This window comes from Caballeronia sp. ATUFL_M2_KS44 (assembly GCF_023630965.1).
In the GTDB taxonomy this organism is placed as follows: Bacteria; Pseudomonadota; Gammaproteobacteria; order Burkholderiales; family Burkholderiaceae; genus Caballeronia; species Caballeronia concitans.
Map to the genome: position 1 here is coordinate 58,289 of NZ_JALQEA010000020.1, position 12,706 is coordinate 70,994.

10 protein-coding genes are annotated in these 12,706 nt (G+C 63.0%); 5 read left to right on the forward strand and 5 right to left on the reverse strand.

What is annotated here, in order from left to right; translation table 11 throughout:
* Nucleotides 1-13: 13 nt before the first annotated feature.
* On the forward strand, nucleotides 14-466 hold the full coding sequence (locus NCR39_RS10385) for a GDP-mannose mannosyl hydrolase (RefSeq protein WP_284507182.1): 453 nt from the start codon (nucleotides 14-16) through the stop codon (nucleotides 464-466).
* A 764-nt stretch (nucleotides 467-1,230) separates the two neighbouring features.
* On the opposite strand, the gene galU is transcribed toward NCR39_RS10385, so the two are convergent.
* Complete coding sequence (gene galU / locus NCR39_RS10390) at nucleotides 1,231-2,175, reverse strand: UTP--glucose-1-phosphate uridylyltransferase GalU (RefSeq protein WP_250452112.1); 945 nt, start codon at nucleotides 2,173-2,175, stop codon at nucleotides 1,231-1,233.
* 355 nt (nucleotides 2,176-2,530) lie between these two features.
* Between galU and NCR39_RS10395 the strand changes: the two genes are divergently transcribed.
* The 3 genes from NCR39_RS10395 to NCR39_RS10405 all read left to right on the forward strand — a co-directional run bounded on the left by NCR39_RS10395 (nucleotide 2,531) and on the right by NCR39_RS10405 (nucleotide 5,277).
* Nucleotides 2,531-3,616, forward strand: a complete 1,086-nt coding sequence (locus NCR39_RS10395) for a GlxA family transcriptional regulator (protein ID WP_250452113.1) — start codon at nucleotides 2,531-2,533, stop codon at nucleotides 3,614-3,616.
* Nucleotides 3,617-3,651: 35 nt separating this feature from the next.
* Nucleotides 3,652-4,242 carry a phosphatase PAP2 family protein gene (locus NCR39_RS10400; RefSeq protein ID WP_250452114.1) on the forward strand — a complete coding sequence of 197 codons (591 nt, stop codon included), beginning with the start codon at nucleotides 3,652-3,654 and terminating at the stop codon, nucleotides 4,240-4,242.
* A 111-nt stretch (nucleotides 4,243-4,353) separates the two neighbouring features.
* On the forward strand, nucleotides 4,354-5,277 hold the full coding sequence (locus tag NCR39_RS10405) for a LysR family transcriptional regulator (protein WP_250452115.1): 924 nt from the start codon (nucleotides 4,354-4,356) through the stop codon (nucleotides 5,275-5,277).
* Between the two features lie 4 nt (nucleotides 5,278-5,281).
* Here the strand turns inward: NCR39_RS10405 and NCR39_RS10410 are convergent, their stop codons facing one another.
* From NCR39_RS10410 to NCR39_RS10425, 4 genes are all read right to left on the reverse strand, one after another.
* Complete coding sequence (locus tag NCR39_RS10410; protein ID WP_250452116.1) at nucleotides 5,282-7,189, reverse strand: polysaccharide biosynthesis protein; 1,908 nt, start codon at nucleotides 7,187-7,189, stop codon at nucleotides 5,282-5,284.
* The gene (locus tag NCR39_RS10415; RefSeq protein WP_250452117.1) at nucleotides 7,186-8,235 is read right to left on the reverse strand and encodes an MraY family glycosyltransferase; all 1,050 of its coding nucleotides are present in this window, start codon (nucleotides 8,233-8,235) and stop codon (nucleotides 7,186-7,188) included. The genes NCR39_RS10410 and NCR39_RS10415 overlap by 4 nt, the downstream gene beginning before the upstream one ends.
* 100 nt (nucleotides 8,236-8,335) lie before the next feature.
* Nucleotides 8,336-9,289 (reverse strand): UDP-glucose 4-epimerase family protein, encoded by a 954-nt coding sequence (locus NCR39_RS10420; protein WP_250452118.1) that lies wholly within the window; start codon nucleotides 9,287-9,289, stop codon nucleotides 8,336-8,338.
* The gene (locus NCR39_RS10425; protein WP_250452119.1) at nucleotides 9,286-10,134 is read right to left on the reverse strand and encodes a glycosyltransferase family 2 protein; all 849 of its coding nucleotides are present in this window, start codon (nucleotides 10,132-10,134) and stop codon (nucleotides 9,286-9,288) included. Before NCR39_RS10425 ends, NCR39_RS10420 begins: the two co-directional genes overlap by 4 nt.
* A gap of 242 nt (nucleotides 10,135-10,376) precedes the next feature.
* Here NCR39_RS10425 and NCR39_RS10430 point away from each other — a divergent pair, with 242 nt between their 5' ends.
* Entirely contained in the window at nucleotides 10,377-12,656 is a 2,280-nt protein-coding gene (locus NCR39_RS10430) for a glycosyltransferase family protein (RefSeq protein ID WP_250452120.1), read from the forward strand.
* Nucleotides 12,657-12,706: the final 50 nt, after the last annotated feature.

A 12,706-nucleotide genomic window follows, 5' to 3' on the forward strand; every position in this document is an offset into this window, starting at 1 on the left:
CAACGCAACGGCGCTGCTGAGCGAAGCGGATTTCTTGACGGTGGTGCGGCTGACTCCGCTCGTGTCGATCGATCTCATTGTTACCGATGGCAATCGGCGAGTGCTTGTGGGGCGGCGTCGGAATCGGCCTGCACAGGGGACGTGGTTCGTGCCGGGCGGGCGGATTGCGAAGGACGAATCGCTTGATGCGGCGTTCAGGCGCATTGTGCACAATGAGCTTGGCGTCGCCAGTGTGGAGCGGTCATCGTCGCGATTCTTCGGCGTGTTCGAGCACTGCTATGACGATAATTTTTCTGGTGCTCAAGGGTTCGGTACGCACTATATCGTGCTCGCTTATGCGATGAGTTTATCGGGCGCCGTCCCGATCGGACGGTTCGATCAGCACAGTGAGTATCAATGGTTGCACCTTGAAGATCTGCTCGCGCAGAACGATGTGCATGAGAATACCAAGGCTTATTTTCGCTGATTTTCTTCTGTCTCTGGCTTATGGTTTTTTTGTTAGGCTTCCGAAATTTGTTTCGGTGAACTTGTTTTCGCGTCGGTCTATTGGCTCGCCCCTCCCCGGGGCGGGGGTCACTTTCTTTGCTGCTGCAAAGAAAGTAACCAAAGAAAGCAGCTTTTCGCCCGCTGACTAGATCGATGATGCACTCCGTAGAAACACTTTGGCACTCAGCTTGAATCAACCTTGAATCACCTTCCGCGCCCGCTGAGCGCCACGTCATCCGAGCCCCTCGGCTCGACAAAACCATCGCGCACAACGCACAACGCACCACGCAACAGCACAAACTCACAGAAACCTACTCACCACCGTCATCAATCACGCAACCTTGCTTGGTGCGCGTGGGTTGCGGAGCGTGGTTTGCCGGGCGTGACGTGGCACGCCTGGCTAGCGATCGGAGATTGCTGCGTGGAGTCTTTCTTATTGCGCGAGCGGAAGTGTTCGATGGGTGTTGTCGAGCCGAGGGGCTCGGAGGACGTTAGTCGTCAGCGGGCGCGGAAGGTGATTCAAGGTTCTATCAAGCTGAGTGCCAACGTGTTTCTACGGAGTGCACCATCGAAACGAACCACGGGCGAAAAAGCTGCTTTCTTTGGTTACTTTCTTTGCAGCAGCAAAGAAAGTGACCCCCGCCCCGGGGAGGGGCGTGCTAATAGACCGACGCGAATATAAGTAGAGCAAATCCCACTGGCCCGAGAGGCCCCCCCCGGGCAGGAAGCACAAAAGCAAAAAGCTCAAGCCTCAGCAACAGGCAAAGACACGACATCAGAAGCGCTCTCGGCATCGAGAACATCCTGAACAACCGCCGGAGGCAAAAACTGCCCCTTGAGATACTCTTCGAACTCGGTTCGAACCTCAGGATGTCGGAGTGCAAACTCCACAGTAGCCTTGAGATACCCCAGCTTGCTGCCGCAATCGAACCGCTTCCCGCGATACCGATACGCCAGCACCTGCTCCTGCGAAAGGAGCGTCTGAATCCCGTCGGTCAACTGAATCTCGCCGCCCGCGCCGGGCTTCTGATTCCGCAGGAATTCAAAGATCCGCGGCATCAGCACATATCGCCCGACCACGCCGAAATTCGAAGGCGCCACCGCCGGCTCAGGCTTCTCCACCACACGCGACAGCTTGAACAGTCCATCGTCCCAAGGCTTGCCTTCGATCACGCCATACGAGCGCGAATCCTTGCGATCGATCTCCTCGACGCCGATCACCGACGAATGATAGTGATCGAATACATCGACCATTTGCGCCAGCACAGGCGGCTGACCATCCAGCAAATCGTCCGCGAGAACAACAGCGAACGGCTCATCGCCGACGAGCTTCTCCGCGCACAACACCGCATGCCCCAAGCCGAGCGCCTCGGCCTGCCGCACGTACATGCACGTCACATGGCTCGGCAAAATGCCGCGCACGAGTTCGAGCAGCTTCGCCTTGCCGCGCGCTTCGAGCTCGGCCTCGATTTCATACGACTTGTCGAAGTGATCTTCGATCGCGCGCTTGCTGCGACCCGTCACGAAGATCATCTCCGTGATGCCCGCGGCCATCGCCTCTTCGACCGCATACTGAATCAGCGGCTTGTCCACCACCGGCAACATTTCCTTCGGGCTCGCCTTCGTTGCGGGAAGAAATCGCGTACCGAGTCCCGCCACCGGAAATACCGCCTTGCGCACTTTTAGCATCGGCTCACCTTGTTCGTTGAATGTGCAAAGCGACCGCGACGCTTCATCGAGCGTTCGCAGCCGCCTCTTGTTGGGTTGTCGCCGTCGCCGGATTCGTCAGACGACACGAGTAGCGTCAGCTTATTCGCCCGATATCGAAATCATCTGCCAACACTTCGTCATTTTCAGACTGGCGACGCGACGGCTGTTCGGTGCCGCGTATAGTGCGACGCATGTGAGCTTAGTTTTCCCGCTTCGACGTTCCTGCCCGGAACAAGGGGGATGAAAGCAACCGTCTTGCATGAGACCTACGCGGCACGCCGGTGACACGCTCGTGACATCCGCTGCGCCCGCCACGGTCGACAGGAGAAAGTCGATGGTATATGCCAATGGTATGGGCCGGCTGCAAGTCGTGCGCCCGCCCGCGCCCGGCGCGCGGCCCGCCGACATGGCAAAGCGGATCGGCATTCTGGTCTTCGAGGACTTCTCTCTCGTCGAAGTCAGTTCGATCTCCGAGGTCTTCTCGCTAGCCAACGAGCTGTGCCCGGCCCCGGACGATTCGCGCGGCCAACGTGAGCAACCGCACGCTTCTTCAACATCGTTTGCAGAAACGCCGAACTATTCGCTGCAGTTCGTGTCCAGCGAAGGAGGCAGCGTCGCGAGCAGTTGTTCCATGCGCGTCTGGACCGAAAGCCTCGACGCGCGATGGATGTCCGAATGCGACGCGCTCTTCATCGCGGGCGGCCCCGGCGCACGGCGCGCGCGCCACGATGCGCTGCTGAAGAAGCAACTCGGCCGCATCGCGCCGAAGGTGCCGTTCATCAAGGCAATCGGCGAAGGCGCACACCTTCTCGCGGCATCGAATCTGACGCTGCAGAACCGTTCGCTCGATTTCGCCGATGAACCGGCGGCGGAAGCCATGTCGCCGGCATTGTCGAATGCGCTCTCGATCGCCGAGCAGACGCTCTCGCTCGACGACCCGAAAGGGCCGATCGCCGCGGCGCTGTCCATGGTCAAGCGCGATTACGGCGCGGCGGTCGCGCGCGAAGTATCGGAACGATCGATACCCGGCGCGTGGCAAAAGCTCGCCATGGTGCTCGACGACACCGACGGCGGCGGCGTGCGTCAGAAGATCGACGCCGCGGCACGCTGGATTCGCGAGAACTACGTGCGGCCGATTTCGATCACCGATGCCGCACGCGTCGCCGCGATGAGCGAACGCAACTTTCTGCGTCGCTTCAAGGCGCAAATCGGCCTGACGCCGTCGGAATATCTGCTGCGCGCGCGGCTCGATGCGAGCTGCATGCTGCTCGCCGCCACCGATCTGCCCGTGGACAAGATCGCGCGACGTTGCGGCGCGGGCAGCGGCGACGGCCTCGCGAAAATTTTTCGCAAACGGCTCTCGATCTCACCGACCGAATATCGCATGGCGGGACGCCGCAAACAGGCGGACAGCTCGTAGCCGTTTCAACACTGCGATACCTAAAACGGACACGTATGGAAACAAAGGTACTCTGGATTTGTTCGAACCTCGGGGATGCGGCGCTGACATTGCCGCTCGCGCTCGTCTGCGCGTTGTGGCTCCGCACGGTGGATTTTCGGCTTGCGCTGCGCTGGGCCGCGCTGCTCGGCGCCGGCATGGGGCTCGTCGGCCTGTCGAAGATTCTGTATGCAGGCTGCGGCCTCGAAGTCTCCGCCCTCAACTTCCGGATGATCAGCGGGCACACGATGCTCGCCGCATCCATCTATACGGTCGCGGGCGCGCTGCTGTTCGGCAGTCTGGGCGGCGGGTGGTATCGGCTGGGCGCGGCGGGCGGCCTCGCGCTCGCGGCCATGATCGGCGCGAGCCGCATCATCCAGGACGCGCATACGCCGAGCGAAGTCGTCGCCGGCTGGATACTCGGCGCCGCCATCGCCGCGATGCTGCTCGTGCGCGTGTTCGAGCAGCCGCGCAAGATGCCGCGCGCGGCGGTCGCGGGCGTCGGGCTGCTCGCGGTGTCGTCGATTGCGTATGGGCATCACGCGCCGTTTCAGGCGCTCATCGAGCACTACTCGTGGTGGCTGTGCCGGGGGCTCGGCCTCTCCTGAGCAAAGCGGCGAGGTCGTGAGTATGATGCCCGCTTGAATCGCAGGCTCATACACGCCGCGCGCGCGAGTGACGCATCGTCACGCGCGCGGCCAAGACTTCGGACATCGAGCATGGACCGCTTCCTCGCAATGAAAGTGTTCGCGCGCGTCGTCGAATCGGGCAGTTTCTCGAAAGCCGCCGACGCGCTTCGCCTTCCGCCCGCGAGCGTATCGCGCACGCTGCAGGCGCTCGAAGCACATCTCGGCGCGCGCCTGTTGAACCGCACGACGCGCAGCATCAGCATTACCGAAGACGGCGAAGCCTATTACGAGCGATGCGTGCGCGTGCTCGGCGAAGTCGACGACATGGAAGCGTCGCTGTCGCATTCGAAGCTGAGTCCCAAGGGCAACGTCAAGGTCAGCCTGCCGCAAGTGATGGCGAAAAGCACCATCATTCCCGCGCTGCCGGAGTTCTTCGCGGCGTATCCGGATATCGGCGTCGAACTGCTGTTGACGGACCGGCAGGTGGATCTCGTGGAAGATGCGGTCGATTGCGTCGTGCGCGTCGGCGCGATCGGCGATGTCGGACTGGTGGCGAAACGCATCGGCGCTTATACGCAGATCACGTGCGCGTCGCCGGGATACATCGAACGATACGGCGAGCCGCAGACGCTCGACGATCTCGACCGGCATCTCGCCGTCGGCTACGTGCTCAACAAGTCGGGACGCGTGCGGAACTGGGAATTCGTCGTCGATGGCGAAGCGCGCAGCATCGCGCTCAAGCACAAGATCGCCGTCAACGATGGCGATTCATACATCGCATGCGGGCTCGCGGGACTCGGGCTGATCCAGAGTTCGAGCTACACGCTCGCGCCTTATCTGCAAAGCGGCGCGCTGCGGCGCGTGCTGACGGACTTTCCGGCGCACCCGCGCGTGGTGTCGGTGCTGTACGCGGCGAACCGGCATCAGCCCCGGCGCGTGCGGGTGTTCATCGACTGGGTCGCAGAGTTGTATGCGCGGCTGCCGGCGTTTCAGCAAAACGCGAAGGCGCAGTGATGCTTCAGCCCGCCGCCTCGCGTCCGCTCGCCGCGTTCGCCGCCTTGGCTATCTGCACGCTCTGCAAAACGGGCGCGACTGCGGTCTGATATTCGGGCACCCAGCGGCGCAAATCGCGGCGCACTTCATCGTCCGACAACACGCGATGCTGCATGAGCCAGGGCAATAACTCGTCGATGAACGCATCCGGCACGCCCCGCGCCTGCGCGATCCGCAGCTTCGGATGCGGCGTGCGCGTGGTGGTTTCGTCGTCGGCGAGAAGTTCTTCGTAGAGCTTTTCGCCGGGCCGCAAGCCCGTGAACACGATGCGAATCTGCTCTTCGCTATACCCGTAGAGGCGAATCAGGTCGCGCGCGAGATCGACGATCTTCACCGGCTGCCCCATGTCGAGAATGAAGATCTCGCCGCCCCGCCCCATGCTGGATGCCTGCAGCACGAGCTGCGCGGCCTCGGGAATGGTCATGAAGAAACGCGTAATTTCGGGATGCGTGACCGTGACAGGACCGCCCTTCGCGATCTGCTGCTGGAACTTCGGGATCACGCTGCCCGCGCTGCCGAGCACGTTGCCGAAGCGCACGGTCTCGAACTGCGTGCGCGGCGCGGTCTGCTGCAGCGCCTGACACGCCATTTCCGCGAGACGCTTGCTGGCGCCCATTACGTTGGTCGGGTTGACGGCCTTGTCGGTGGAAATCAGCACGAAATGGCGGACGTCGTGACGAATGGCCGCGCGCGCGACGCGCAGCGTGCCGAGCACGTTGTTGCGCACGGCTTGCCACGCGTTCTGCTCTTCCATCAGCGGAACGTGCTTGTAGGCGGCCGCGTGGAAGACGATATGCGGCGTGAAGCGCGCCATGGTCTGGTCGAGCAGCAGCGAATCCTTCGCGTCGCCGACGACCGGCACCACGGAAAGCTCCGGAAACTTCTCGTGCAACTCTTCGATCAGGCGATACATCGCGTATTCGCTGAGATCGTAGGCAATGAGTTGCGCCGGCGAAAAGCGCAGGATCTGGCGGCACAGCTCGGAGCCGATGGAGCCGCCCGCGCCCGTCACCATGACGACGCGCCCGTGCAGCAATTGCTCGACGTGCGGCATGTCGATTTTCACGGGCTCGCGGCCCAGCAAGTCTTCGAGGTCGATCTGCCGCACGCGCGACAGGAAACCGCCCTCGCCCTGCGTCAACTGATTGAGCGCGGGCAGCACCATGACCTTGACGCCCGCGCGCACGCACAACGTGGCGACGCGGCGTTGTTCGTCGACGGAAGCGGACGGAATCGCGATGATCGCGTAATCGGTCTTGTATTGCTCCGCGACCTTCGACAGATCGCCGAACGAGCCGAGCACCTTGTGGCCGAGCACTTCGCGGCCTTGCTTGGAGGGATCGTCGTCGAGCAGGCCGACGAGACGCCATTCCGACGAACGCGCCAGTTCGCGCGCGAGCATCGCGCCAGCCGTGCCCGCGCCGAGCACGATCACGGGCTTGCCCTGCCCGACGAGCCCGCCATACAGATAGAACTCCTTCCCCGCGCGATACAGCGCACGCGCGCCGCCCATCGCGAGAAATAGGAACAGCGGCTCGACGATCAGCACGGAACGCGGGATGACGGGAATCGGCTGCAGCAGCACCGCGCCGATCATCACGACGAGCGCGCCGACCACCACCGACTTCGAGATGCGCATCAGGTCCGGCAGGCTCGCGAACACCCACATGCCGCGATACAGCCCGAAGACGCGGAACATCACGCCGTAGACCGGCAGCACCCAGATGAGCGCGACGAGCGCACCGTGCTCGAACTCCGGCGGCACCGCACCGTTGAAGCGGATCAGATAGGCGACAAGCCACGTCGCCGCCACCGAGAGAAGGTCGAAGGTGAAGGCGCCTGCGGAAAGCCACGAAGCCTTGAATCGAATCATCCGCGTACACCTCGAGATTGTTCGGATAGATGCGCCCGATGGCGCCGCCAGCTTGCATCGACGACGAGACCCGCCGCCACGAGCACGATGACCCACGCCGCGACCGCCGCCCACTGCGCCGCCGGCGACCACGCGAGCGCGACGTTGGCGAGCGCGACGCCCGCGAGCATCAGCGCGTACCACACGAGCGCGGTCCGCGCGTGGCCGACGCCCATCTGCACCATGCGTTGATAATAGTGCTCACGATGCGCCTGCCAGAATTTCTCGCCGCGCGCGAGCCGCCGCAACAGCGTGACGGACGCATCCGCGATGAACGGCGCGAACACGAGCGCCGGGAACCAGACCGGCCACGTCCCTTTCAGCCAGCCCCAGTAACCGAATGCTCCTGCAAGGAATCCTAGGGGAATCGACCCCGAATCGCCTAGGAAAATCCGTGCCGGATGGAAATTGAATATCAGAAAACCCGCCGCCGCTCCGGCGATCGCCGCGCTGGCGATGCCCAGATCGATTTGCGGCACCGGCCCCGAGAGCGCGGCGACGGCATAACCGCCGAACCCGAACAGCGCCATGCCGCCCGCGAGGCCGTCGGAACCGTCCATGAAGTTGTAGAGATTGACGAGCCAGACCATCAGGAAGCCGACGGCCACGAGCGCCCACCACGGCGCCGGCGCGGGATTCAGCGCAATGAGCAGCGCGACCGCGACGACATGCGCGCCGAACCGCACGCGCGCGGGCAAGCCGCGGCGGTCATCGATCTGCGACACGGCCGCGAGCGCGGCGGCGAGCAGCGCGGCGAGCCACATCGAGCGCGTGAGCATCAACATGGCGATGACGCCGACCGGCACGATGCCCCATCCGCCGACGCGCGGCGTCGGACGCGTGTGGAGAGAACGATCGTTCGGAATATCGGTGGCGAGCCGCCAGGCAAGCCCGGTGCGCAGCAGCAGGAACAGGATCAGCGCGCACGCCGCCAGCGATGCCGCCGCGACGCACAGTGCGGCGATCCATGGCGAATCGACGACGAAGGGGGACAGCGGGGCACTCATTTCCCGGAATTGCCTACGTTTATGTTCTTTTGACTAGCCGAATCATGCCGGTTTCCGGCCGATCCGCGTGTTACTGCCGCCTTTCGGTTGTTACGGGACGTTAGCCTTTTTCGGAACTCTGCCGGTTTTTCAGAAACCAGGCGGCGGTGGCGGCCAAACCCGCGTCGAGTGAGGACGGAGGCCGCCAGCCTAGCACATCGCGGATATGAGACGAATTCACACGCAAGCTGCCAGTAAGACGCTCGATTTGCGCCGTTTTGCCCGTCAGCCGCCCCGCCGCTTTCAGGATGCCGACCGGCACCGTCAGCAGGCGCGCCGGCCGATTCAGATGATGTCCGAGCCGGCGCGCGAGTTCGGCGACGCCGGGGTCTTCGCCATCGGTGACGTGAAAGAGCTGGTTCGCGGCGCGAGCATGTGTCGCGCATTCGACGATCGCGCTCGCGAGGTTGTCGACGTAGACGAGGCTTCGCTGCGCCGTGACCGCGCCGATCGGCAGCGGCATGCCTTTCGCGATGGCACGCATCAGCGCCAGAAAGTTGGCGCGCACTTCCGGGCCGTAGACGAGCGGCGGGCGCACGATCACGATCTCCATCCCCGTGCGCGCGCCGAATTCCTGCAACATGACTTCGGCTTCGGCCTTTGATACGCCGTACGGATCGGGCGGACGGCGTTCGTCGGTTTCGGTCAGCGGGCGGCCGTCGTCGAGTTCCGCGAGCGCCTTGATGCTGCTCACGAAGACGAAGCGCGTGGCGCCGGCGCGGCGGGCGGCGTCGGCGGTTTTGACCGCGCCATCGACATTGACGGCACGGAAGGTGGCGAGCGGATCGGCGGAGGCGTCGTTCATGACGTGAACGCGCGCGGCCAGATGGATCACGGATGCGCAGCCTTCGAAGACGGCGGGCGTGATGGCATCGAGCGATTTCACCTGGACGGTATGTGGGCCCGCGCTCTGGCGAACGATGCCGAGCGGTTCCTTGCCTGCATCGAGCAAGGCGCGCGTGACCGCACGTCCGACGAAGCCGTTCGCGCCCGTGATGCCGATGCGCTCGCTCATAGCCACTTCCATCCGAACCGGTTGAAGAACTTGTACGCCGACGCGATGAAGAGCTTGATGTGCGTCCAGCCCTTGCCCGCCGCGTCGCCGCCATGATGCAGCACGCGCACGGACGGCACGTAGGCCACGCGCGCGACGTCGTGCGCGCGCAGGCTCAGGTCGTAGTCTTCGAAGTAAAGGAAATAACGCGGGTCGAAACCGTTGAGCTTCTTCAGGACTTCGGTGCGGAAAAGCATGAAGCAGCCGCTCACGATGGGCGGTTCCCAAACAATGTTTCTGTCGTCGATGACATCGCGCATTTCGTATCGTGCTAGCCGCGCTTTGAACGGCTTTCGCAGGCTTCGCGGGAGGAAGCCGCGGATGAAGAGATCGAAGACGGTCGGGTAGCGGCGGCAGAGGAATTGCTGGCTGCCGTCGTCTTCGAGGATGAACGGGGAAAGCAGGCCGACTTCCGGATGCGCGTCCATGAAGGCGATGGCCTCAACGAGCGCATCGCTTTCCAGTTCGATGTCCGGGTTCAGGATGAGGTGATAGCGGCTCGTGGTGCGCTGTATCGCAAGGTTGTGGCCTCGTCCATAGCCGACGTTGCCCTGGCCTTCGATGACGTTCGTTTGCAGCCGCGCTTCGTTGGTGAGCTGCGACCAGTCGATGCGCTCATCCGTTCCGTTGTTGATGAGGTACAGCGGCGCGGACGTGGCTTGATGCGACTTCAGGAAACGATCCAGCGCAGTGTCGAGCGTATGCAACGTACGCTCCAGCATCGCGCGATGCGGCCGGTAGACGACGAGGGATACGCTTATCGGTTCGGGCGGATTTGCGTTGGCGGGATCGGGGTTCAACTGCATCCTTGAAGACGGGATTTCTGGATTTGGCGCGGGTGTTGGCCGGACGATGTGAGGCGATATTTTCGCTGAAATGGGGCGGGCTCAGGGAGTCATTTGGAAAATGCCCGCATTCACCCAAACGTCAACCATCCACTAAGCGTCTCAGCTTCTCGTACGGAGCGAGTCGCCGCACAGGCCTTTGGCCGGCTCGACGCAGGAAGGTCGATGTTACGATCGGGCGTCCTCGCCATTCTCGATAAGTCATGCAACCTGTCTCCAGCCCGGCTTCGGCCAGACTGAACGATGCCAAATGGCGATGCCTGGCCGTGCTGATCCTGGCGCCGCTCATTGTCAAGTTACCCGCGCTGATCGGCGCGCTCGTGGCGGATCCGACGCTCTTGTACGCCCAACTGCAGAGCTATCTGCATCCCGGACCGATCAGAGGTTACCCGCCTTATCCGACGATCGATCCCAACATTGGCTACACGAGCCACGCACTCGGCCGGCGCGCGGCGCTGGACCTGCTGAGCGGTCATCTGCCCTGGTGGAATCACTTCGAAGGCGTGGGTGCGCCGCTCGCAGGCGAGATGCAGTCAGCGGCGTTTTTTCCGTTGACATGGCTGATGGTTCTGCACGACGGGCAGTTGTATCTGCACCTCATTCTGCAAATCATCGCGGGCGTGTCCACCTGGGCGCTCCTGCGCCGTCTGAATCTGCCGACCATGGCTGCGCTCGCGGGATCGCTCGCGTTCGAGTTCAACGGCAGTTTCGCATGGCTCGCCAATGCCGCGATCAACCCCATCCCGTTCCTTCCACTCACGCTGCTCGGTATCGAGACGCTGCACGATCGCGCGGCCACCCGAACCGGCGGCGGCTGGGCGTGGATCACGATCGGGCTTGCGGCCTCGCTCTACGCCGGATTTCCCGAAGTCGCCTATCTCGACGGACTGCTCGTGCTCGCCTGGACGCTGGTCCGCACCGCCTCGCTGCCGAGCCATGCACGGTTCCGTTTCCTGCTGCGCGTTTGCCTTGCAGGATCCATCGCTCTTTGCATGGCAGCCCCGATCCTCGTCGCGTTCTTCGATTACCTGCCGCTCGCCCACACCGGTGGCCACGATGGCGGCGACGGTTTCGCATCGTCGAACATCGGCTCCAGGTTCCTGCTCGGCCTGCTGTCGCCCTATGCCTTCGGCGGAATCTTCCAGGAAAAGCCATTTGCGGCTTTTTGGGGCGTAGTCGGTGGTTACGCCGGCTGCACGCTCGTCGCATTGGCACTTTGCGGCGTCTCCGGCAGCAAGCACCGCGGATTGCGTATCGCGCTGGCAACTTGGGTCGCTGTCAGTCTCGGCATGAGTTATGGCTTTCCGGGCATGAGCGCCCTCGTCCACATCATTCCGGGACTGAAGCTCGCCGCATATTTCCGGTACCTGCCGCCGTCCTGGGAATTCTGCCTCTGCGTTCTCGCTGCATTCGGCCTCGCACATCTGCAGACCGACACACACGGTGCGCGGCTCAAAGGCGCGACCATCGCCCTTGTGCTCATGTGCGGCATGACGTTCTGGATGATGACCCGCGCGAACCTTTTTCCCCAAGGACGCTTTGCACAGATTGCATGGCTCGTGACTGCCATCGTGCTGCTGGCCAATGCGGGATTCGCCTGGGGCACGCGCTCGGCACGCGTGCGCTCGCGTGCGCTTGCGTCGCTGCTCGTCGCCGAAGCCGTGATCTATCTGCTCGTGCCCGTGCTCATTCTTCCGTCGCGCGGCACCGTGGAACTCGGCGGCGTCCGTTTCCTTCAGGCTAACCTCGGGCAGCATCGCTTCACGACGCTCGGACCGGTGCAGCCCAACTACGGCTCGTATTTCGGCATTGCGGAGGTGAATCACAACGACCTGCCTGTTCCGAAAGCCTGGACCGATTACCTCGTGAAGCATCTGGATCCCAATGCCTCGCCGATTCTTTTCACCGGCGTCTCGCGCGCCGATCCGGCTGGACCGAGCGCAGTCGAAAGTCTGCTGACACATCTCGAAGGCTATCGACGAATCGGGACGCGTTACGTCGTCGCGCCCGCTAACGCGCTCGAGTCGCCGTCCTTCGCACCATTGCAAGCCTATCTGCAATCTCCCACCGGACCTCGGCTCAGTTTGGTCTACAGCGACAAAGGCATGCAGCTCCTGGAGATTGCCGACCCCGCACCCTATCTGAGCGCGGCGGGATGCTCGCTCGCCGTCGAGAGCCGTGATGCCTTGGAAGCCGACTGTAGCGCGTCATCGAAGCTGATCCGCCTCGAACTCTTCATGCCGGGCTGGCAAGCATGGGTCAATGGGAGCGCCCAGAAAGTCAGTCCGACCGGCGAAATCTTCCAGGAAGTCGCATTGCCGAAAGGGCGGTCCACGATCCGCTTCGCTTTCTCGCCGCCCTTCATCGCATGGGCGTATGCGTTGTTTGGCGCAGGCTGGGCCGTTCTGATCATCGCCTTGATACCGATACGGCGATCGATGACGCGGAAAACTGCAGACGCGAACGCGCGTGACTGCTCATAGAACGAGGCGCTGCGTTGCGAGAAACTCGATTGTCCGATCGAGCGCGTTCA